Origin of the sequence: Paenibacillus sp. J2TS4 (assembly GCF_018403245.1) — a bacterium.
GTDB lineage: Bacteria > Bacillota > Bacilli > Paenibacillales > NBRC-103111 > Paenibacillus_L.
This window is the reverse complement of the sequence record NZ_BOSH01000005.1, coordinates 61,501-85,290: the sequence shown is the minus strand read 5'-3', so window position 1 is coordinate 85,290 and position 23,790 is coordinate 61,501. Positions and strand designations below refer to the sequence as shown.

The 23,790-nt window shown below is 47.8% G+C and carries 12 protein-coding genes; 8 read left to right on the top strand and 4 right to left on the bottom strand.

The genetic code is table 11. The features are described from left to right. The first annotated feature begins 2 nt into the window (after nt 1–2). From KJS69_RS12735 to KJS69_RS12715, 5 genes are all read left to right on the top strand, one after another. Nucleotides 3–1,229 (top strand): TIGR02678 family protein, encoded by a 1,227-nt coding sequence (locus KJS69_RS12735; protein WP_213584155.1) that lies wholly within the window; start codon nt 3–5, stop codon nt 1,227–1,229. A gap of 32 nt (nt 1,230–1,261) precedes the next feature. Further along, nucleotides 1,262–5,389 (top strand): TIGR02680 family protein, encoded by a 4,128-nt coding sequence (locus KJS69_RS12730; RefSeq protein WP_213584154.1) that lies wholly within the window; start codon nt 1,262–1,264, stop codon nt 5,387–5,389. A 2-nt stretch (nt 5,390–5,391) separates the two neighbouring features. Continuing rightward, complete coding sequence (locus KJS69_RS12725; RefSeq protein WP_213584153.1) at nt 5,392–6,957, top strand: TIGR02679 domain-containing protein; 1,566 nt, start codon at nt 5,392–5,394, stop codon at nt 6,955–6,957. Between the two features lie 129 nt (nt 6,958–7,086). Then, nucleotides 7,087–7,296, top strand: a complete 210-nt coding sequence (locus KJS69_RS12720; RefSeq protein WP_213584152.1) for a hypothetical protein — start codon at nt 7,087–7,089, stop codon at nt 7,294–7,296. Nucleotides 7,297–8,010: 714 nt separating this feature from the next. Continuing rightward, a complete protein-coding gene (locus KJS69_RS12715; protein WP_213584151.1) occupies nt 8,011–9,117 on the top strand; it encodes a DUF4236 domain-containing protein in 1,107 nt (368 codons plus the stop codon). A gap of 101 nt (nt 9,118–9,218) precedes the next feature. Here the strand turns inward: KJS69_RS12715 and KJS69_RS12710 are convergent, their stop codons facing one another. The 4 genes from KJS69_RS12710 to KJS69_RS12695 all read right to left on the bottom strand — a co-directional run bounded on the left by KJS69_RS12710 (nt 9,219) and on the right by KJS69_RS12695 (nt 16,547). Further along, entirely contained in the window at nt 9,219–13,328 is a 4,110-nt protein-coding gene (locus KJS69_RS12710) for an FIMAH domain-containing protein (RefSeq protein WP_213584150.1), read from the bottom strand. A gap of 416 nt (nt 13,329–13,744) precedes the next feature. After that, nucleotides 13,745–14,059 carry a DUF2628 domain-containing protein gene (locus KJS69_RS12705; RefSeq protein ID WP_213584149.1) on the bottom strand — a complete coding sequence of 105 codons (315 nt, stop codon included), beginning with the start codon at nt 14,057–14,059 and terminating at the stop codon, nt 13,745–13,747. Nucleotides 14,060–14,421: 362 nt separating this feature from the next. Beyond that, nucleotides 14,422–15,420 carry a phosphotransferase gene (locus tag KJS69_RS12700; RefSeq protein ID WP_213584148.1) on the bottom strand — a complete coding sequence of 333 codons (999 nt, stop codon included), beginning with the start codon at nt 15,418–15,420 and terminating at the stop codon, nt 14,422–14,424. Next, nucleotides 15,417–16,547: a glycosyltransferase family 4 protein gene (locus tag KJS69_RS12695; protein WP_213584147.1), complete on the bottom strand. Its 1,131-nt coding sequence runs from the start codon at nt 16,545–16,547 to the stop codon at nt 15,417–15,419. The genes KJS69_RS12700 and KJS69_RS12695 overlap by 4 nt, the downstream gene beginning before the upstream one ends. A 231-nt stretch (nt 16,548–16,778) precedes the next feature. On the opposite strand from KJS69_RS12695, the gene KJS69_RS12690 reads away from it, so the two are divergent. From KJS69_RS12690 to KJS69_RS12680, 3 genes are all read left to right on the top strand, one after another. Beyond that, on the top strand, nt 16,779–18,230 hold the full coding sequence (locus KJS69_RS12690; RefSeq protein WP_213584146.1) for a cache domain-containing protein: 1,452 nt from the start codon (nt 16,779–16,781) through the stop codon (nt 18,228–18,230). Then, on the top strand, nt 18,179–19,069 hold the full coding sequence (locus KJS69_RS12685) for a helix-turn-helix transcriptional regulator (RefSeq protein ID WP_213584145.1): 891 nt from the start codon (nt 18,179–18,181) through the stop codon (nt 19,067–19,069). The genes KJS69_RS12690 and KJS69_RS12685 overlap by 52 nt, the downstream gene beginning before the upstream one ends. Before the next feature lie 356 nt (nt 19,070–19,425). Then, entirely contained in the window at nt 19,426–23,790 is a 4,365-nt protein-coding gene (locus tag KJS69_RS12680) for a heparinase II/III domain-containing protein (RefSeq protein WP_213584144.1), read from the top strand.

Here is a 23,790-nt window from a genome sequence, read left to right as displayed (position 1 = left end):
AGATGAGCGATAACAAAGGAACGGTGATTCGCCGGATCGGCCGATCGGGTCGGGGGTCGGATGCGGCACAAGTAGCAGAGCGCAAGAAAGCATGCATTCATGCTTTATTTAATCGGCCGTGGATTTTGAAGGAGGAGGACAAGGAGCTTTATTTTACCGTTAAGGATCATTATGATGAGCTGCGCAATTGGTTCATGGAACAGACAGGCTATCCCTTGATCGTCACCCGCACTCTTGCCAAGCTGGATAAAGTGCCGGTTGTCGCCTACCCATGGATGGGGTTTACGGAATTTCGCGAGCAGCGCGATTATATATTTTTTACATTTGGCTTATGGTATTTGGAAGGGAAGACGGAGTTAGATCAATTCCTGCTATCCGACATTGTGGAGGAAATCCGCGAGCATATGAACGGGCAAGGACTGGAAGCGGACTGGTCCAACTACTATCACCGGTTATCAATGGCGCGAGCCCTGAAAAAGCTGAGGTCGTTAGGGGTGCTTTTTTCTGTCGATGGGGATGAAGGGGAGTGGGCGCAGAATGAGTCGCGGAATGCTTTGTTCGAGTGCTCTCCTAATGTCAGATATATATTGCGGCGTTTTCCTCAAGATTTAACCTTTTATAACGGTATGGAGGAATTGTCGGATCCAGTCATATATGCTGACACGCCGGAAGGACAAGCGCTGCGCAGACGTCATCGTGTGTATAGAAGGTTGCTGTTGGAGCCGGCGGTTCCGGATCGACTATGGAATGAGGAGGACTTGTCCTATGTGCTTACTCAGCGACGCTCCATTATGGATCAATTGGGCAGAATGATGGGCTGGGAAGGAAGGCGATACCGCGAGGGACTGCTATTCTTTCATCCGGAGTTAACGGGTGAAGCGACTTTGTTTCCAACCCTTTCCGGGGGATCGGATCTGGCGCTGCTTGTGGCAGGGGAGTTGCGCAGACAGTTGAATCAGGAAGGTTCCGATCGGTATGTGGAGGATAACGGGTGTATTCGAGTGGAGCGGTCAGAGATGGAGACGTTGCTATTAAGATTGCAGCGTAAGCATAAGGAATACTGGAGCAAGGAATTTCGTGTAGCTTCTTCTCAGGAGCTGGCGGAGCTTTGTTTTACTCATATGGTGGAATGGAATCTCGGAGTATGGGAGGATCATTCGTACTTTCTCATTTCGCCAGTGCTGGGGCGCTGGAATGCGGAATATCTGTTTACGGGTGATTTAGATTGAATTCGGAGTATACAGGGCGAGGAGAGATAAATATGGCGGATGAAAAAAGGGCGGGGTTACCGGCTTCCGAACAGCGCTGGCGGATGAACCGTGTCGGTATATTGAATTTCTGGTATTACGATGAAGAAGAATTTGAAATGGAGGATGGACGTCTCATCTTACGGGGAGCCAACGGTTCCGGCAAATCTGTAACGATGCAAAGCTTCCTCCCTCTGGTACTGGATGGGGATAAAAGGCCTCACCGACTGGATCCGTTCGGCTCGCGCGATCGTCGAATCGAATACTATTTGTTAGGTGAAACGGACAGCGGGAAATCGGATGTTACCGGCTATCTATGGATGGAGTTTATTCATCCGGCTAAAGAAGTTTATAAAACGATAGGAATTGGGCTGCGTGCACGCCGCGGTGCGGCTCAAGTGCAATTCTGGGGGTTCGTATTGGAGGATGGTCGCCGGATTGGGCATAATTTCTGGCTGTATGATCATAATTATTCGATGGAGCACAACGTTCGCGTGCCGCTTGGCCGCCGGGAACTAGAAGAGAAAATTGGTGTGGGGGGACAGGTGGTTCATGACCAGACGTCCTACCGCGATCTAGTGAATAAGCAACTTTTCGGGTTCGCGGAAACGGATGCATATCAGGATTTACTGCAGCTCATGATTCAGTTGCGCAGTCCGAAGTTATCCAAAGACTTCAAACCGTCCGCCATTTACGATATTCTCCATCGCGCGCTCCCTCCTCTACAAGAGGACGAACTGCGGCCATTGTCGGAAGTGTTGGAAGATATGGACCAGATTTCCGACGGTTTGGACGAAGTCCGTCTGCATCGCAAGGAAATAAGCAGGCTTCAGGATATGTATGACCGCTATAACAAACAGATGATCTATGTAAAATCCATCGATTTACTGGATAAGAATGCGAAGTATGATGAGTCCCGTCATTTAACATCGGAGGCCGAGCGGGCATTGCAGGAAGCGGAAGACGAGAAGCAGCAGGCTCAGGATGAGATGAATCAGATAGAAGGCCGGCTTGTGGAACTGGCCGCCGAGATCGAAGTGTTAGAAAATCACGAGGCGATCGGCAAGCAGAGAGAGCTTGAGGCCGCAACCGACGCTCTTAGGGATGCGGAGAAGCATCTGCAGTTGACACGGGAACGAGTAGAGCAGCATCAAGCGCGAATGACAAGGCTCGAGCAAGATGTTAGCGATACGGAGCATAAATATGAGGACATGAATCGTGAGCAAAAGTCAGCGCTCGATGAGCTGGAGACCATGGCGCAGGAAGCAGAATTTGTTGAACATTCCGTATACCACAGGTTCTGGGATCGGGGCATGCCGGTAGATGACGGATGGCGGGAGCCTTGGCGTCGGGATTTGCGGGATCACCGCGAGAGCTTGGAGCAAGCGTTGGATAAAGCGCGGGAGGAACGGGAAGCCGCTGGATTGGTGCGTGAACTAGAGTTGGAGCTGGGTGAGGCTCGTAAGGAACGTGACCATGCGGAACGGGAACGGGGCGTCTGCGAAAAACAACTGGAGCAGAGCAAGGAGGAACTGCGGGAAGAAATTGTTATGTGGCGGAATGGGCTGAGCACTCTTGCCTTTGAAGATGAGCATATCCGTCTTGCGTTTGGTGCTATCAGTGAATATGGTATAGAGCACAGAGCATATGAGCCCGTTCGCGCGCCTGTACTGGAAGTGTTCAACGAACAAAGGGAACAGTTAGCGAATGAACGGTTGGGGATGATTCAGGAAAGACGGGGATTAGAGCAGGAGAAAACACGACTTGAAGATGAAAAGACCGCCTGGGAGCAAAGCCGTGAGCCGGAGCCAGGGCGCAACGAGGCCAGAGCGAAGGCGCGGCTGGAGCGGCAAGTCCGCAGCGGTGCTCCTTTGTTTGCGGTCTGCGACTTTCAATCTCATTTAGACGAAGGGGCAAAGGCGCGGCTAGAGGAGGCGTTAGAACGATCTGGATTGCTAGATGCCTGGATTTCGCCGGACGGGGAGATTGGGACCATAGCGGACGATCATGAAGAATTCTGGATTGTCCCCCAACCTCATGAAATCGGGTATACATTGGCTGACGTGCTCATTCCCTCTCCATCGGAAGAGAGTGGACTACAGGCATCCGTTATCGATACCGTGCTGCGTACCTTTCTGTGGGAGGAGAGCGGTGAAGTCACTGCCTATGATAGTGCAGGGGGAGTCCTATCTGCGAAAGGCGAATTCCGACTTGGACCGATGGTTGGGAGCAGCCGTACCAAAGAGCGGGCCGAATATATCGGCAAGGAGACCAGGAAGCGCACTCGGATGTTAGAAATCGCTCGTTTACAGCGGGAGGTCGATCAGTTGCAGGAGCAGATTGCGGCCCTCGACAAGGCCTTGGAGCTGCTGAAGGAAAGAGAGCAGCTGCTCAGACGCGAGTGTGACCTCTTTCCGGATGGAGCGCGTGTGCATCGAGAATTGCAGAACCTCCTGGAGGCGGCGTTCCGCCTCGAAGCGATCATGAAGCAGGAACAACGCATATTGGAACGCTATAAGCTTAAATCCACGGAATGGCGAGAGTTGCAAAGACAGTTGGTAGAGCTGACGGCCGCCTGGTCCCGATTAAAACGCGAGAATGATCTCCGCGAGGCTGTGGCTGTATGCAGAGAGTACGATAGTGTCATAGGCGAACTTTACTCGGCTTGGAGACGAGGGCGGGAAGCAACGGAAGCGCTCTTCCGCTTTAAGGAGGAACTTGAGTCTGTAACGATAATTTTAGAGGAGGAAGAAGAGCATCAGGAGCAATTGGAGGAACGCCGCAAGGTACTGCGCACTCAGGTAGGCACGCTGAGAAGCGTCATCGAAGAGCTTGGTCTCACGGATGTTACGGAACGCATCGAAATCATTAAAGGGGAGCAACGGAATATTACGCAGCTGCGAAAGCAGGGATATCAGAATCTGGACGATATTAAGGAAAAAACGGCGACATTAAAGGAGAGGCTGCGTAACTATAACGGGCAATTGGCAGAGCTGCAGCAGGGAATGGAACTGTCAGCCGGGCAATGGCATCGAGAAGCCGGAAGGGCTCTTGTGGCAGAATGGCGGGGAACGTATGATCCCGAGATGGACTTGCTACAAGCATTGAAGCTGGCTAAAGAGATGAAGCAGCGTTACGATTCGTTGTTTGCGAATCGGAATGTGGAGACCGTAACAAGTAATTTATTGGAACATTATAATGCTGTTCGCATCATTCTGACAGACTACGTGCTAGAAACAATAGTCGAAGAGGATACGGGACGGATCTTGATTCAATCGATGAGGGATCGCTCTCGCCCCCAACCTCCACAAGTTCTGCTGGAAGAATTGCAGCGCTCAGAAGAAGAGCAGAGCCTGCTGTTGAGTGAGAAGGATCGTGAATTGTATGAAGAAATTATTCTGAGAAGCGTAGGTAAATCGATTCGTCAGCGTATCCATCGGGCGGAGGGTTGGGTTAAACAGATGAATCGCCTAATGGAGGAAAGGAATACGTCAAGCGGTCTTCGCTTGAAGTTGGAGTGGGAACCCAAGCCTGCGAAGAACGAGCAGGAAATGGATACCGCCATGCTGGTGGAACTGTTGAAGCGGGATACACATCGGCTGCGTGAAGACGAGATTGATCTAATGATCAACCACTTTCGTTCCCAAATCAGCTTCGCCAAGCAGAATGCCCAGGAAGAACAGGAATCGCTGCGTAAGCATCTATTTGAGGTGTTGGACTACCGAAACTGGTTCCAATTCGAATTGCGCTATCGCAAAGGAGATCAAGCGGGGTATCGTCCTCTTACCGACTCGAGGTTTAACGTTCTGAGTGGAGGAGAGAAGGCGATGGCGATGTATATCCCACTATTTGCTGCTACGTGGTCCCGTTATTCAGATGCTCGTTCAGACGCCCCCAGACTTATTTCGCTGGATGAAGCATTTGCGGGTGTGGATGAGGAGAACATGCGGGATATGTTCAAGCTGCTGACGGATATGGGATTCGACTACATGATGACATCCCAGGTTCTGTGGGGTTGTTATGACACGGTGCCGAAGCTGGCGATTTACGAAATTTACCGGCCAAAGGATGTGGATTTCGTTACTTTATTCCGCTATCGATGGAATGGAAAGATCAAAGAGTACGTGCAGGATGGAGTATAAGTATGAGGCGAAATTTGCAAGCTTCCGAAAGGGCAAAGGCTTACTTTGGTCGTCCCGGGTTTAGCCGGATGCTATCTTTAATGTGGAAAAAGTACGAGTCATTGGAACGTATTGGCGGAAAAGCCGTTGTTAAATGTGCAACAGAGGAAGAGTGTGAAGCGATCAACCTGTTCTTCGGGTGGAATTACAAAGAAGGCGATACTATTCGGATTGGGCTACAACGATTCGAAGAAGAATTGTCCGACTCTCCCTTCCCGTATCGGCTGACGGAGCTGCACCAGTTGCTGGAAGCAACTCCACTTCTGACAAAGTCGGAGAAGCGAATGATGCGTCAAAGGGAATGGCAGCACTTATTCCTCCATCTTAGAAATGTGCACGGTGATGAGTTGCCTGCATACGTGGATGGTTGGTTGCGGCGGTTGGAAGGAGGAGACGGGCAAGGTTATCGGACGCTTAAAGAGGTATTCTTGGCGGATCCGATGGGAGCAGAGGCAGAATTGGGCCGCGCCGTCCGTGCTCTGATCATTCTCTTCTCGGAGAGACCCTCCCTTGCTGTCGGTCCAATAGCTCTCTCTACGATTCGCTTGCCGGTATTGGCAGCGAAGGCAAGTGGGGATTCACACGCCTTGGATTGGAAGCAGCCTGCAGGCCGGCTTTTGTTCTATGCCCTTCGCGAGCGGTTGTCAGAAGCGGAGTTGGAGGCGGGGCAGCCAGAAGGACGTGAACGTGGGAAGGGTTTCGAAGAGAATGTGTCTTCGTCCGGATCAAGCCGAATTGGGCATTCCAATATGCTCGCGGATCATGAGGAAGAGAGCAAGGCGCTGACTGAAGGGAGTGAGGTGCAAGCCGAAGATAATGAGGATATAGTCGCGGACTCTTTGGCAATTAGAGAAGTGTATCGTTCAGTTGGAATTGCCGATGATGACCTGTCCTCATTGGTATACGTCTATATCCCTCGCCTTGGCCTGTCACCGGAGCCAACAGTATGGACGTTACGCCAGGTAGAGAAGATTAAGGGCACGGACGTTCCTCAATGCAGTGCGTTGTATGTGGTAGAAAACCCGTCTATCTTCTCGACACTATTGGATATAACCGCAGAATGGATGCGATCAGCAGAAGCTGTGCGGTTAGAAGGGAATCGAACATCCATGCTCAATTCGGTGTCCAGCTTACCCGTTCCGGTCCTTATATGCACCAGCGGACCAACAAGCGCGGCGGCCTTGCGGTGGATTCAGTTATGTTTGGACCATTCCGGCAATCGATGCCCTATCTATTATTCCGGTGATTTTGATGTTAAAGGGCTGGTTATGGGAAGCTCTCTCGCTCATCGATTTCCCGAACATTATGTACCCTGGCGGTTCGATCTATCCACCTATCGCGAGATGGCAGAGGGTCATCCCGGTCCGTCTTTCGGACATACTGATCTTTCGAAGTTAGCCAAGCTCATCATTCCATGGGATGAGGAGTTACAGCTTGAAATGTCATCTTATAAAGTTAAGCTGTTCCAGGAAGCGTTTATTTCGTTGTTGGCGGAGGATTGGCTTCAAGCTGTGTCCCGTTCCCAATGACTTCCAAGTTTATCGGATTCTGTACGGAGTTTCCATAGCATCCGACTCCTCTTTTCGCTTTTCTCAACTTGGACCCGCTATGATACAATAATGAGAACTTGAGAAAAGCTTTACAGGGGGTTGATTGTAATGTCTATACCCAAAAAAATGGATCAACAAACTACAAATGAGCTGCGCTCCATTTTATCTAAAATAAATGTCACTCAGAGTAAAATTAAAATTGATTTAGATAAAGGTACCATCGAGGTAGAGGATGATTATTCCATTGACGATATACTTGAATCGGCCGGAATTTTAACACCGGATCAGAGACAAGGATTTGAACTTTGCAGAGCGTGAATACAATGTTCCGTTAATAAAAATAAAAGAAGGTTGAAAGAGCATGGCTCTTTCAACCTTCTTTTTGTGGCCCAACCTGGAAATCAGTAATTTCCAAAAAGCGGTTAAAAGCGGAGTAATAATGTGTTGGCTTCGGTTAGAAAAATCGGCTGAACAGTTTGCCCCTGAGCCAATCCGTGAGCCGGGAACAGATCGCGATCATGCTGCTTCGAGCTATGGAATTAAGACGGGGCTTACGAAACATACAACCGTTATTCGGGCAAAATGAGGCTTTTACATTTTATAACGAAACAAGGAATCGCTATATGCCAGAATAGAAGGTAATGAAGCAGCAGTTCGTCATGATAACAACTTTGAGTTTCGTTAAACTTGAAACGGCGTCGTTTTTGCAGCAATAGCGGTGTTCAGGTTCGTTAGCGACACTTGGAGGCCGGGCTAGTACGCTGAAGCCGAATCGCAGGCGCCGTTTTCTTACTCTACCTAGTCAAGCGCGTCACTTAGAAGCTTTTAATCCGTCCGCGCGGACGGATCCCTCGGGGCTCGCCCCCATAAAAAGCACGATTATCGTGGCATATGTTTTATCAGCGGCAAGTCTCGTAATGCCCCCTCTACATAGAAATAAATGGAGGATTTTATAGGTATTTGAAGAATTGAATATTAAGTCATGCGACTTCTGAACTATACGACCAAAAAAGTAAGTGGGGGGCGAAAGAAATGGGATTCGGATCTCGCAAAAGGTTTAAAATCGCACCTGGAGTCAGGCTAAATATGGGGAAAAAAAGTGTGGGAGTAAGCATTGGCGGCAAAGGGCTCAGGTATAGCATCAACTCCAGGACAGGGGCTCGGGTAACGGCACGCATTCCAGGAACCGGAAAATCGTACAGCAAAAGCATGAATCGCAACCGTGCCAACCGGAACTCCACTTATCAAAGAAACCAGGAATTAAAAAGAATGGAGAAAGAGTTGGCTAAACTGCAGGAATTGGAACGAGCCAAGCTCGAAGTAGAGTTGTTTGAAAATAAGCTGGAGATACTTAGATCAATCCATAAAGAAATCGGTGAGATCCTGGATTGGGCATCTATTAGCCGCACACCTCCTCCGTTTTCGCCTGGGCAGAAGGGACCGCGGGAAATAGCAGCAGAGAAGGCTCTGCAATCGTTCAAGCCAAATATTTTTCAGAAGTGGTTCAAGCAGGATCTAAAAATTGAGAAAACACTGAACGAAGAGTTGCTAAAAGCTCAGAAAGAAGACCAGGAAGATTATAACGAATGGGAGGATTTGATTCGGTTGGCTGCAGGGGTACTGGACGGAAATACGGATGCCTGCCTGCGGGTGATTGAGGAAATGTCGCCGTTCGATAATATAATGGATTTCGCCAGCGGATTCGAAGTGTCGATGGAAGATGCCCAGGTGGTAGAGGTGGAATTCGATGTGCGGCCAAGCGTTATCCCCACTGAAGTGAAGACCTTAACTCAGACGGGGAGACTCTCTACTAGAGCAATGTCCAAAACGCAATATTTTGAGCTTTTTCAAGATTACGTTTGTAGCTGTACTCTGCGTATCGCCAGCGACCTGTTCGCTCTTCTGCCGCTGGAAACGGTTTGTATCCATGCTTACAATGAGCAGCTTAATACGGCCACGGGGTATCAAGAGCGGGTAGTCATCCTATCCGTCAGAATAGACAAGCCCACACTGCAGCAACTGAACTTTGATCTAATAGATTGTTCCGATTCGATGATTAACTTTGATCACCGAATGAGCTTTTTGAAAACAAAGGGATTTAAACCGGTTGAAAAAATAGGTATTAGAAATCAGAAGTGAACGGTTTAGTAGTTATCGGTTACATCACAGCATGTCAAAAAGCCAGGGAAGCCTAAGGCCTCCCTGGCTCTATTTTGTGTTCGCGCCGCGCTGTTACACCATTATTGTTCCCGCCAGTGCTGCAGCAAGGCGCTGACCTGCTGCTCAAGCTGCTCCTTGGCTTCGGCCGAGATGTGGCGCTGCATAGCTTGGTTGTTCAGCTGCTTCAGGAATTTATCCAGATCCCGGGCAGCCTGCTCCAATCGGCCTTTATCATACTGATGCTGGGCCTGGCTGAGAGTATTGCTCAGTTGCTTCGCCAACGGGCCGCGCAAGTCGTCTGAGGCGATGTAGCCGTCCACTAACTGGCGAATGGCATCCAAGTCGGCCGCAGGCTCCGAAGCTGAAGTGGCTGCAATAATCGTTTCGCTCGGCGCAGATTTATATCCGTGGTCATCTGCAGCTACAACGTAGAAGCGATACTCCGTATCCGGAGCCAGTCCGGTGACCGTGTATACAGCTTCGGTGACCGCGGCATGCCGCTGACCATCTTTATAGAGCTCATATTGAATGTTCCGCCCGTTAGGATCGGCCACTGGATTCCATGTCAGGCCGATCGTGGTATCTGTCGTTCCGGTGACCCGCAGGTGGCTTGGGGCAGGAAGCTCAAGGCCGGCCCCGGTAGTAAAGCTCCAGATGTCCGACACTGTTCTGCCTCCGAAGTCGTCAGTGACCCTAGTGTACCATTGATAGGTTTGGCCGGAAGTAAGTCCATTCCATTGGGCCTCTACTGTTTGTCCGCTTGGCACTCCTTGGACGGATCCAATTTCCGTGTTCGTGTACAGGTTGACCTCGAAGTAATCGGTCGCTACCCGCTTGACTTGCGGCTCCAGGCTTAAGGATAAAGTGAACTCGTCCTTGCCTGGAAATTCTGCCGGATCGTAATAATTATACTTTTCCTTGTAAGGGGAGTACGTATTGACATAGATCGTGTCCGTTGCCGTGTCAAAGTGGAACAGTTTCATGAAGCCGTCTCCGCCTTCGCCATGGCCTTGATAATCGGTCAGGATCTGGTATACTTTGCGGTCGGCGATTCCGTCTCCGTTATCATCGATTTCGTCTGTTCTTAACGTGCTGCCGGTCCGATGGCCATTCAACACCAGCACGACGTTCTCATTCGGAACGACCACTCTATCGAACAGAATGTCGCCAATTTCCGCCCGGTTGCCGTTAGCCATCAGGTAATCGTGAAAACAGAGAATGGCTTTGCGATCCGGGTGGTCCGCCAGAACCTGATTCAACCAGGCGATTTCTTCGTCTCCGATTCCCCAGCCCATATAGACAATAATATAATCATTGCCGTGCGAGGAAATCAGATCATAGTGTCCGCGGTTATTTTTGTACGATTCCCCGTAATAAGGCCTGTCCTGAAATCGGTCTGCACCGAAATAACGGTAATAGTTCGTGTAGTCGAATTCGTTATTGCCCAGATCCTTGACATCATGGTTGCCCGCCAGTACGCCATATGGAATATCGGCTTGGTCCAGCACTCCCATGTACCGGTCTGCAAGCAGCCATTGAGCTTCGTAATCGGGCACGTTGACGATATCACCGGTATGGATCACATAATCGATCTTCATTTCCTCTGCCTGCTCCACGATCCAGTTGACCTGGGATTCGTAAATATGCGGGAAGACCTCCGTATAGAACTGAGTATCCGTCATCCATACGAACGTATAATCATACTCGTCCGGTGTCGGAATCTGATCCTGAACGATGACGTTGACCTTCTGTTCCCGCACATAATCCGGAACATCGACGATACCGGTTAGTGTAAAATCCTCCTCGGTCTTGGCCACGAACGAATCGATAGCTTTCCAGCGGTCTTCAGAATAATTCCAGGCATACATTGTCACTTTGCGGTTGGCCAGAGTGTTTCCTTTCCAGACCACCTCTACCGTATCCTGTTGAGTAATATTGCCATCTAACTCGACTTCAAAGCGCAAATAAGGAAATTGGGTTGTCGAATCCAGGGTGACATATTGCTGATCAACAGACGCCAGATTCGCCAACTCCGCTTCCGTCAAGGCTTCTTCGCCGTCCGGAGCGGCTGAGCGGGGAGGCTCCATATCGGTAGCATTTTTATAAACCTGGACCCTATCTGTTTGGCTTGCATTATATTTATAACCTCGATAGAAGGTTACGTCCAGCTCGTCCTCGGTCGGATCGGATACTTTGACGCTCAGGGTTGGATTAAGCTCTACATTCGCAGCTCCGTCTTGCGGACTGACCAGTTCAGGCGGATGCGGGTTTTCTTCCACAGTGGAGAAAAGGACGCTCTTTTCACTTTTCAAGCCTATTTTGTCCAGAGCGGATATTTGCAGAAGATGCTCTCCAGGCTCCAGGCCGGCGGAAGAGGCGGCAAAAGGAACCTCGATCGGTTGGCCGTCGAGCAGAATCTCGACGCTCCCGACTCCTGCGATCTCATCGGTTACAGTAACGTCTATCGTAAAGGGGCCTTTATACAGCTTCCCTTCCTCGACAGTGGTCTGAATGAACGGGGCGGAATTATCGACCTGGATGTGGGCGGCCGCTTCACCTTGTCCCGGAGCCAGCACCCGGATCAGATGATTTCCTTCCGCTGCCGTGGTGGTGTCCCACAGATAAGCCTTGGAGGTCAGCTTGTCCTGTGGAATGGGGAAGGTAAAATCGACCACCGGCAAATATCTTCCGTTGTCTCCCATATCCAGGATTTCTTCGGGATCGCTGTATTGAGGGTCTCTAACAACGGTTCCATCACTGAGAAGCAGGCGGACATTTCGGACATCGAAATCATCGAGATTTTCTTGCGGATTTTCTTCAATAATAGATTTGGTAGAACCAGCACGAAGGGTAACGGTGTTGTTGTTTTGATGCAGCTTGACGGGGTCTACCGGAACGATAACCGTATCAAATCCGGTAATTTTGACATCAATGAGGCGGATGACTTCGTTTCCAAGGCTGACTGAGTTTTTGTAACCTTCATCCATGCCATCTACTTCAAATGCAAAATAAGCATTTCTATCCAGAGCCCGGTAAGTTTCGTTTACTTCTGAACCGTCAACGAACAGCTGCAATTCATCCGGGGCGATTCCATCTGCGGCAGCCAGGATCGTGGAACGGCCAGTCAGAATGTCTCCGTCCTTCCAATTCAGCCTCGGACTGGGCAGATCCTGAACGATATCTATTTTGTACAGCTCGCTGACGGTCTCGTTGGTTCCGTCGAAGGCCGTAAAATAATACTCTACATACTTGCTTCCGAGAAACTCCAGAAAATCAATCGTATGGTGGAACAGGGAGTCCTCCCGGCTGATTTTTAAATTGACGCTGGTGTACTCACTCTGCTCTGCGCTCCTGTAATGCAAAGTGAAGGTGTGGACCATGACGTCATCTTGGGCATTCGCGACGATCTGAAGGTCCTGACCATCTCCGATACCCGTCTGATCGGTTAGATTTTCGATGACAGGGGGGACGGTATCGGGCTTTAATTTGACCGGTTCAGCCGGAATTTGATCGGGGCTGACGGAACCGGGGGTGGCTGGATCGGTCGCACTGCTGATTAGCCGCATAGTGGTGGAGCCGTCTTCCGGATACTTGTAGAAAATTCCTTTATCCGGCGCCGTATCCTTCACACCAACGTTGTAGCTGGCTTCGACAAGCTCATAGCCGGTGTTGGTAGCGATGATCATGGTCCGCTCGCGGCTGTTGTGCATCCCGCCGACGACTTCGGTCCTTACGATGTCTTTATTTTCAACCAGGTTGGTCCCATAATTGGCGTTAAAATCGGCCACAGTCGTCTGCTGATTGGCATTATTCGTGATCCACAGGACCAGAGTGCCTCCCGGTTCGATCATCACTTCCTCGGGGATCGTCGCCCACACCTGATCGAACTCCAGACCGTTCGGATAGCGGTACACCAGCTTATAGTCCTTGTAATTCATAGCTTTGTCTGTGTTATTGTAGATCTCCACGAATTCATAGCCGTCGGCCCCGTTGACATTCGAGGAATCGGGAACGATTTCTGTAATCAGAATGGGCGGCAGTTGATCATAGTCAACCGTTGTCTGAGCCGTCGTCGGTTGAACCGGCTGCGCAGATGCGAAGCCGGCAGGGGCAAAAGAAAACGCGAGGGAAAACACGATGCATAGAACCATTGCGGAAGACAGCCAACGTTTTAATGATGTTCTTATCATTTCCTACCTCCTGAGCATAATGGACTTTCGTTCGAAGAAAATAATCTCTTGGACTACTCATTCCTTCTCGCCACTGCTGAAGGAGAATCACCCCCTTTCATAATTGTGCAAGGAAACGCATACAAAAAAGACCTTGAGATAAAAACAAAAGAAACTAACTCTTCTTGAGAGAAAAACTAGCTTCAAAGGTTTTCTCATGGTCTCCACCTTCGATATATTCAGTTGTCGGGAATTCATTTACTAGGGCTCCATATATTGGGATCCCCTTGCATTAACTATAGTATTTAAAATAGGTCTCCGTCAACCATCCAGAGCCCAAATATATCAATTCTTAACAAAGTAACAAGGGAAGTAATGTAAAAAAAGGGTGACCCTAGGCGGAGCTGCTGTAACTCCCCTGGTCACCCATTTCTGAATTATGCCGTTCTGGCAAGGATCTGATTGTTTTCCAAAACAGATCGCGATACATCGTTAGCTGGACGATAGCCTTTTTCAATTAAACCTTTTATGTAGATTTTGTTGTAAATAAAGGAGAAAACGATACCGCTTACCCAGGCTCCGAAGCCAAGAGTGAATGCCCCAAAAGCAGCGGAAATAATGAACATAATTGCGGCCCATTTCAGATCTCCGCGGAAAAGTGCAGGGAAGAAGCCAAAGAAGAGGGTCGTCCAACTGAATCCCACTTTTACTTCCTTGGTTAAACCGCTTTCAGTACTTAGTAACACCTTCATCTGCTGACACATCCTTCAATATAGTAATGTGAAGAGGAAGAAAGCAATTCTGGCCCTGTTCATAAGACCTATTTCCTAGCTCTATCTTCCTATTCCGATAGTAATAATTTATCATAAAATTTTACAAATACAACTCTTTTTTGACATTTTATTTTCAAATTATGCCACCTTTAGTAGAAAGAATAGTTTTTTATGCCTAGTAGGCAAGGGTAAATTTCCTATTAGAATTAATACTAAGACGACCAATGTTGGGCAAGGGTTCTGAGAACTATCGTTCCTTCTCCTCGCCAGCCGCAGCTAAAGTGTAAGTCGGTTTAGCTTTGAATTACTCCTCCAAGATTGGTCGATAGTATTATTCAAATTTAGGATCCATGCTTCGCGGCATAGTTGTCGAGTTTTTGTAGGAAGGGGCCGATTTTCCTTTCGGATTCTAGCGCCCATTGCAACCAGTTTTTATTTAAAGGAAACCTGTCAAAAGGAGATAGCACCAAAAATGTCGTGAATGGAAACCGCAGCCAAACCCGAATAAGTTCATAATCAGGTTTGCGAAGTTTAGCGACTTGACGGTAACCCGTTAGTATAGCCTTAGCAATCGCGAAATTCCACTGATGATCTTTGCAGGAATTATAGATGACTCGATACAAATCGTAGGCGCGCAAATTGACCTGCAGCGTTTCGAAGTCGATAAGGTAGGTTCCATTGGCATTTAGAATAAAATTGCTGGGACCTCCATCGCCGTGGGTTAGCACTCCGGTTTGTTGCGCACGATGGCAGTAGGAGCGGTATTTGCTATTTCGCAGCATTGCTTTCGCTTCGTTCGAATAATGCAAGATTTCCGAGCCATGCTGTTGCAGTAAACGGTTAATCGCCTGACTGAATCCGTACCGTTTTGCCTGAGCAATCTTTTTTTGCAAATACCGATGCCGGTATTGGAGCGTGGAGTGCCATGTTTTGATACTGCTATAAGCAATCTTCCCCTGAAGAGCGGCACGTCCAGCCGAATGAAAACGGCCCAAAGCAACGCCACAAGCTCGCATATCACTTAACGAACGAGGAGAAGGCATTCTCCCCGAGATCCATGGCGTAAGCACGTAAGGCTCTCCTTTGGGTGATATAACGTAAAGCCTTCGACCCTCCGGCATTTGTGGATTACGCCAGGCAAGGTGCGGACCGCTATTTCTGACACGTCGCAATACTCGGTCGGTCCATCGTAAACGTGCAAGCTGCTTCGGCATTCGTTTCAAGCTGAACGCTCTCCCGCCGGGTGTTATGACCCGATAAATCCCTTTGCGGATTTTCTTTAGTCCGCTGACTTTTATCCCAAACTGTTCTGCGATCCCGACCATTGTTTGTTCACTCAATGTAAATTCTCCTTCCTGAGTTTCAGAAATAGTGATTTATAACGAGGGGCGATAGCGGGCCATCTATAGCGGGCAGCAGTCGAACGTGCGCGGATCAGCCGCTGTCTCGTCTTCTCCGGATTTGTCAACCGCTCAGCGATAGCACGGGCGATTGCAGGGCTATTAACGGATGGTATGACTTGGGCATTCCGACTGTCCACAAATTCCTTTAACCCGCCGGACAGTGTGGACACAAGCGGAACGCCGTTTGCCATCGCTTCTAGTGCGACCAGGCAGAACGATTCTTTTTTGCTCGGCACAATAACGGTGCCATAAGACGGATACATCCGCTGTACCGCATCGTTCGAGCTCTTTTTAACCCAGTGAATGCGCTCGGCAATGCCACATTTCTTAGCGAGGTCTCGTAAATACTTCTGATATTGAATTTTCCCGCTTCCGACGATGGTTAAAGTGACATTTTTGTGATGGCGGGATAACAGAGCAATGGCTTTAATTAATTGTTCAATGCCTTTCGAAGAAATGAGTCTTCCGACATAGAGCAGCTTTGCAGGAGAGCCCTTGGACTGTCTCGACATGGATTTTACGCCATGTGGGATGACGGTTATGCGATTATGGCTGCCTGGAAATAGCTGCTTGATTTCACCTGCCTGCCACCTGCTCGGAACAGTGATCCGACTCGCGGTTCGAATCAGCTTGGCCTGGTTTTTTCCTGGCGGTGATTGGATTCCTTCAGAAGCTATAGAATGACACGTATACACGATTGGGATACGGTACAAGCTTCCGGCCGCCGCTGCAACGGCAGCAAATTCTGTACTGTGAACATGAATAAGGTCTGGTTTGCCGGAGTGGTTGGCGGCTGCAGCCCTTAGAACCGGAGCCGCTTTGAACGACCGGGTGGAACGATTAAAGTAACGTAAATCTTTGGGAAGCCGAACGGTACGCAGACTGCTGCCCGAGTTCGAATACGCGAGTCGTCCGGAGTTACTGGAACATAACACGGTAACTTTCATCCCGGTTTTGCTCAACGACTTAGTCAGATGGGTGGCGACAACTCCGAGTCCACCGATAATATTCGGATGAAATTCATTGGTCATTACCCATATGTTTAGGCTCCTCCTTCGATCCATTAGAGTCCTCTCCTTAAATGATTTCAAATCCATTTTATGAAGCTGTAATAAAAAAGTACGGGATAATTGAAATCAAACGAATAAAATTGGAGTGTGTTTTTGGTTCAGGATACTATGGGTGCCTTAGTAGAAAGAGGAATAGAGTCTCAATCTTTACATCAATAGGGTTGTCCTTTCAGGGAGGCTTCTTTATTATTAATATTACTAAGCGAGCCATTGAGAGGGATAAGAATGAAAATGAAACAATGGATAAGGTTAGGCGGAAACATGCCGTTTAAGAGGAAACTATTTATCTATTCCGTTTTGTTAAGTCTTGTTCCCGTGTTTTTTATGGGAATGGTGGCTTCCTATATAACCTCCTCCAGTATTCTTGAGGAGGTAGAGCAGAATCATCAAATCATACTGAATCAGTTGGAGACCCAGGTCGACTTCTTCATGAAGGGGCTGGATAGCTCGTCCTTGCAGTTAGCGAACGACAAGTTTGTTTTGAATTCGCTGGCCACGGGTGTATCTATGGAGAATTTGCAGTCAACCTTGAACATGATGGATGTTATACATAAGTCGATTAGTAATTCGGAAGTCCATTTTGAAGTCAGCTTATACTACAATCAGTTCGATCAGTTATACTCGTCCCGCGTCGGGACGATTCGAGAGCTGGCTTACCCGTATAATGAAATTGTACAGCTGCTACAGAGCCGGTATAACGGTTCCATCGTCATTCCTCCCAATACCTATGAGAAAGTTCCTGAACTGCTCCTTGTTCGCGCCATTCCACTGAACTCTGCCAATCCGCAAGGCTATTTAATGCTGCATTTGGATATTGCGAAATTAAAGCGCTTTATCGACCAGTTGGATTTAGGAGGCGAGCGCAAAGTATTGATCATCGATGATGAACAACGCATCGTAACGAGCAAGGATTACAAAGATATTGGAACTCAGCTCACGGACACATCCGAGCTCTTTCCTTACTGGGCAGATCCGAAAAAACGCGGATTTATTATGCTGGAGGATGAAAGGTTTAATGTATCCACCTATAAGTCGGCTTTTAACAACTGGACCTATATTGCCTTGACGCCTGCGAAAGAGCTGACCTACAAGTCGGACAAAATTCGATACATTATGTGGTCCATAATGCTGAGTCTATGTCTTCTATGGTTGATGATTGCCATTATCGGCGCCCGCCGGCTCTATATTCCGATTCAGCGCCTGATAGGGAAATTTTCCCCGGAAGCTAGGGAAGACAGGGACGGACTGCAGGCTATAGATAAATTCATAAGCCGAATGCGGGAAACAAACGCAGATTTACAGTACAAAATGCGGGAACAAGAGCCCTATTTTAAGGAAAGCTTGTTGCAGCAGCTTTTGCGAGGGGAAGTTTCTAATAAAGACATTCGTCAATTCAACGAGGATTACGGTATTTTGCTGGATGGAGAGTGGTTTTGTGTATGCATCATTGATATCGACCAGTACTCTGTTTTTCAGCAAAAGTATAAAGAAAAGGATCGCGCTTTAATGATGTATGCCCTGCGCAATATGGTCGAGGAACTGAGCGAGCCTTTGCCTTCCGCTGTAACGGTTATGTCCAAGCCCGGACAGGTTGTGCTGATGATCGGGTTTACGGAAACGACAGAGTGGAAATTTCCGTTATTTCTCAAATCAGTCTTCGCATTCGGGACAATGTGAGGAAGTATTTTGGCTTCACGGTTTCCGTTGTTATTAGCAATGCCCGTCAGGAATATTCGAGTATCCAGGAGTGCTACCAAGAAGCATCGGACTTGTTGGAATATCGCTGGGTGATCGGGCCGAACCAGAACATTATGGCGGGGGATGTCGAGCCGTCCTTGAAGCAGTCCAGCCGGGAGATGGTGAAATGGAAATCGGATGTAGTGGCCAGCATCGTGCAGGGAGATTTTGACCGGGCGGGTGAACAGTTGTCGGAGATGATCGAAGCCGTTCCGCGTTCGTTGCAAAATTCGGAAACGATCCTTGGTTTATTCGCCAACCTCATTGGTGAGATCGACAGCTATTTGAATGAACTCGGTTACGAATTGAACGATATGTTCGAATATGATGTGCTGGCGTATTTATACCAACTTTCCTCCTTGGAGGAAGTGCGGCAATGGATGAGTGATTCCGTCTTCGCCAAAGTTCAGCATCATTTACTTCATCATAATCTATCGAAGCAGAAGAAAATTATCCCTCAAGTTTTGTTATACATTCAGGAGCATTACGAGACCGATCTATCTCTGCAGATGCTTGCCGACCATTTTGACGTTTCACCCAGCATGCTGAGCCGTATGTTTAAGGAGGAGACGAACGGAAACTATATGGATTACATTATTCAGTTCCGGATGGGGAAAGCGAAGGATTGGCTGATCCATACGGATCTTACGATTAAAGAAATCACGGACCGGCTTCGCTATACTTCGGTACAGAACTTCACGCGGATCTTTAAACAAACTACAGGAGTCCCGCCAGGAACCTTTCGTAAAATGCATCGCGGGGAGCTCGGGAACAACTGAAGTGATTCATTCAAGTCTCGCCTATCTTAGTAGAACCATCTCGATGTGCTCAATCCCGGGATGGTTCTTAATTGTTTATGGATTTTTGCAACAGGCTTAATAGCTGGATCGAACCTCCACTATAAATTATGCTGCTAAATTATAGGATGAGAAATAGTTCGATATATTCCGAAAAAACTCCAATTAGGCGAAATATTCATTTTTTGCATCGTTTAATCTTTACTTGAATGGTCGCCTGAAGCTGCAATGACGTAGGGCTCAAAATTAGATAAAAGCTCGGAAGGATCAAATGTGTATATAATAGATTCGCCAATATATTAAGGGCAAAACTTTTATATAAGGGAGGAAAGTGTTGAATGCTTGCATATTCGTTAGGCGTCAGGAAATTTCGCAGATTTAAGAAAAAAGTGGCTCACCTGGCACTCGTCTGTATTCTACTATTGACCGCAGTGCTGCCTGTAGTATCCAATCATGCGGAGGCGGCAGAAGCCGACGCGCAAATAAGGTATTCACAAAAATGGGCGGTTATTCCGGAGATAAGTGAGGAGGTCAGGATGGATGGAAACCTCGATGAATCGATTTGGCAAGAAGCAGCATCGTTAACGGATTTCGTCACGGCTTACCATTATTATCCGGCTCCGGAATACCAGACCTATCACGTAGCTTATGATACGGAGAACCTCTATATTGGCGGTGTTTTTTCGAACGAAGAAATTGAAGCGCTTGCATACGTTGAAGTCATAATCAGCCCGTATACATCTGGCGGCATTCATTATACGGCAAGTATTCCTGTATATCCTCCCAATCGTACGATGTTGACCGAATGGAATGATAACCGTTTAAGAGAAGAATTGTATGTCCCAAGCAAAATCGAATTGACTGATATCACGTATCGTACGTTTGATGATGCTGCAGCGGGCAAGTTTTATGTCGAGATGGCCATCCCACTGTCTTCGATTACTTCGGCTGAAATTTCTCCCGGGGATGAGTGGAGAATGAATGTAGTTCATTTATACAACATAAACACGAAGCCAATGAACTCCTGGCTTCCGATCAAAAATTCATTCTATATGGATAGGGATGGTACTGTCATTAGATATATGTCCAACCTGGTTGATCATAACCGTCTGGGGAGTGTGTTCTTTAAACAAACTCCAAGTGGAGCCCCCCGGATGCTGGACGATGGGAAATTGACTTACATTGATTTTACGACGAAACAGTTTTCCTTCCCACAGATGATTTCTCCGCAAACCGAAATCAAGCTGGAATGGAAGGAGCCTGCAGGCGACTGGGAAGTGCTGTCCGAAGTGGAGAAAACGACGGAAGGATCCTCTACTACTTTGACTTTTCATCATCGGAAGCCGTTGCAAGACGGTTTTTATCAGCTGCGTCTTTCAAGTCCTGGCAGCAATTCTGAGGAAGGCTTGTATGCGATCCTGGGGTTTGATCGGGAGGATCTGATTGAGGCTGGCATTGCGGCTTCAGGATATGTGCCGTCGCCGCCTGTAAATGTTAAGAATGTCATGCTGGAACCTGCATCTCCGCAAGTACAAGCGATTATGGAAATCATTCCGAATCAGAATGGATTCCGGTTCGTTGGGTTGCCGGAAATGCCGGAGTTGGCTCCAGATGGACTATACAAGTTGTCGGACGATGGAAAAAGTCTGATTTCACTTAAGACAGATACGGTATACCCGAATGATGAATACCCCGAAACAAAGAAAGCTACAGTCACCGGTAGAAAAGGGCAAACGATAACTTATCCTTACTACGAGGATGAGGAAGGAAAAAAATATTTTATTTCAGCTCATCTATGGCATTTACAAAAAGCACGAGCGATCACGGAGACAGAAAATATTGCCAAGTCCGATCCGTTGGGTGCAGCAAGATTGCTGTATCGGTTTGTGCAAGCATCGGAGAATTATGTGCCGACAACGGATGACCGGTGGTACAATATCCCGATGAACTATTCTTCCGGTCCGCCATTCAACTATTGGGGCGGGAAATGGGATCGATACTATCTATACGAACTCCACATTATGACCCCTCTGCTGCGTACATATGTTGAGGTGAAGAAGACCAATGCTTTGCAATTGTTGAGTGAGGAAGTAGGCGAAGACATTGACAAAATGATTAAGGAAGAAATGATAGTTCCGGCAATGGACTATATGTTAAGCTTTCCGATCCATTTGATAAACCTGGACTATACTGCCTGGATGGGGCTGACCAATGTAGCCAGAGCACTAGATGATCCGGAGTATATTCATAAGGCAGTGGAGTGGATGGATCAATTTGTTACACGTCGCTTTATGTCGGACGGGTCATGGTACGAAGTGACGACTTCTTATCACAATCTATCAACAAATACGTTAATAGACGCAGCTAATCTGTTAAAAGGTTGGACCGATCCACCGGAATATATCTCGCCCCGCACGGGAAAGCGCTTCGATAACCTGGATTTATACAAAGAATATGCCATTCTGGATAAAGCAAGAAAGATACCAAGATTGCTGGCGTATCCGAACAAACAAACGCTCCCAATACAGGATACATGGCCCTACCAAAAGGTAAGTTCTCCTCTGCCAGGCCCTTTATTATTGCCGGCGGCAGGAATTGGTCGTCTTGCGATTGGCGAGGACACTGACCAGTCTCAGCTTTATCTGCAATTTATACCGAAATATGGGGGGCACGTACATTCTGAATTGCTAAATATAAATCTATTTGCTGAAGGGCAGGAACTGCTTCCCGATCTTGGTTATACTTATTCTTTCCATCGCTACTTCACTACATCCACGATTGGACATAACACGGTCGTGGTAGATAGTAAAGATATGATCATTAACGATGTATCATTACATGGGGGCAATATTGAACAGTTTGCACAGGTCGATGATTTATTTCAAGTGGTGCGGGCGAGTCAGTCCGAAGCCTATGATGTGACGGAGGAATATAGTCGTGAACCATGGTTTATCTCATTTCCCGATGATCCGAATAAGGGATATGTACTTGATTTATTTCGTGTGAGAGGCGGAGAACGCCATGAATATACGTTGCATGGTGATGCTAACCACGACGCGTACTTTCAAACCGATCTTGCGTTAAGCGATTACGGTCCTTATTTATTGCCGCTTGGAACGAAAGTAAAAGAAGCAGAAGGCTTTTCGGACAAAGGAAGTGCGGAAGGCCATTACGAAGGATATATTTACGTAAAAGAAGTCAAAAAAGCCGAGCTGGAAGGAAAAGATCAGTATCGTTTGACACTGGAAACTTTCGATGATGACGGATTAGAGAAAGCAAAATTAAACATTACCGGCTTGTTGGAGGCAGGAAACGACGAACTGTACCTCGGCCGGTCGCCATCCATTCGTCCTGCCCGTTTATATGGCACATCAATGGATACGAATGACGAAGTGATTAAATACGATATGCCCAAAATGGTCCTTCGGCGAGAAGGAAATGATTTGACCAGTACATTTGCGACAGTGTTGGAGCCATATAGCGGAACGTCTGGTTCCCGGATAGATGCTATGGAACGGCTAAAGCCTGACCAAGCTCCGGAAGGCGCCTCAGCAGTCAAGATTTCTTATGGCGATACAACGGACATTATTCTCAGTTCCCCTCACTACAAGGAACAGCCGCTCGTCATGGACGATATCGTCATGGACGGAGAAATAGGTTTTATCCGATTAGTTAATGGGGATGTTCAAAAAATGGTGCTTATCGGCGGAACCTTGTTGAAGAAAGGAAATTACGAGGTGACGGACAAAGGAACTATAGAAGGGCGGATTACAAATGTAATGCGAACAGCCGAAGGCGATACGCACGATGCCCTTCTTACCGATAGCCATATTTCGCCTGATGTGGTGGGGCAAAATGTCATAGTTGCCCATCCCGATGGATCGACGCATGGTTACAAGATCAAGGAGATTGATACGGAATATCGCCGTTCGATGATTATCTTGGATGATATGGATCCGGGTTTCCGCATTGCAGAGGATGATGCTTCTCACATGACATCATTTCCGCTCAAAAAATGGACAGGAGAGCATCGTTTCAGAATTAGCAATATATCTTCAGATATTGGCGCTGGCAAATTACTCATTGTACCGGAAAGCACACTGATCGCTGTCGGTGAAAGCACGCCTCTATCGATCACTGTTCGACAAGGGGATGGAACCGAAGTGGATTTGGACAAGATGGAAAGCGTGACTGTAGAAAGCAGCGACTCCAGCATTGCAACGATTGAGGCAGATAGCAACGGTACATTTCAAGTCGAAGCCGCATCACCCGGAAAGGCCGTGTTTACTGTAAGCGTTAATTGGCAGGGGATGGTTATGAAAGGGACAGCAACTGTTTATGTAACTGCTGATTCTTTGCCGATCCGGACATGGACCCCCTTATTTACCGACTTAAATGATCAGGTAATTTCCGATATGGAGGGCGTATCCCATATTAGGGTGCATGTAAAAGCAGAGAATACGTCCGCCGATGAACAATCTGTCGTTTTAATTGTCGCTCTATGCGATGCCAACGAAAATGTACTGCGTATCGCCGAATCCAGTCAATTGATGCGGCCTGGTGAGATAACGAAGTTGGACACTGACTTGGATCTTACAAACAAAACAGCCGGAAGCTTTATAAAAGTTATGATTTGGGATAGCAAATCAGGAATGCGTCCTTATTCCGCTGAAGCGCGGTTCCCGAATGGAGAAGGGAGGTAA

Excerpts from the sequence above, each read along its gene's own strand:
- KJS69_RS12735 (WP_213584155.1), top strand. The coding sequence starts at position 3 with ATGAGCGATAACAAAGGAACGGTGATTCGCCGGATCGGCCGATCGGGT.
- KJS69_RS12730 (WP_213584154.1), top strand. The coding sequence starts at position 1,262 with ATGGCGGATGAAAAAAGGGCGGGGTTACCGGCTTCCGAACAGCGCTGG.
- KJS69_RS12725 (WP_213584153.1), top strand. The coding sequence starts at position 5,392 with ATGAGGCGAAATTTGCAAGCTTCCGAAAGGGCAAAGGCTTACTTTGGT.
- KJS69_RS12720 (WP_213584152.1), top strand. The coding sequence starts at position 7,087 with ATGTCTATACCCAAAAAAATGGATCAACAAACTACAAATGAGCTGCGC.
- KJS69_RS12715 (WP_213584151.1), top strand. The coding sequence starts at position 8,011 with ATGGGATTCGGATCTCGCAAAAGGTTTAAAATCGCACCTGGAGTCAGG.
- KJS69_RS12710 (WP_213584150.1), bottom strand. The coding sequence starts at position 13,328 with ATGATAAGAACATCATTAAAACGTTGGCTGTCTTCCGCAATGGTTCTA.
- KJS69_RS12705 (WP_213584149.1), bottom strand. The coding sequence starts at position 14,059 with ATGAAGGTGTTACTAAGTACTGAAAGCGGTTTAACCAAGGAAGTAAAA.
- KJS69_RS12695 (WP_213584147.1), bottom strand. The coding sequence starts at position 16,547 with ATGGATCGAAGGAGGAGCCTAAACATATGGGTAATGACCAATGAATTT.
- KJS69_RS12690 (WP_213584146.1), top strand. The coding sequence starts at position 16,779 with ATGAAAATGAAACAATGGATAAGGTTAGGCGGAAACATGCCGTTTAAG.
- KJS69_RS12680 (WP_213584144.1), top strand. The coding sequence starts at position 19,426 with ATGCTTGCATATTCGTTAGGCGTCAGGAAATTTCGCAGATTTAAGAAA.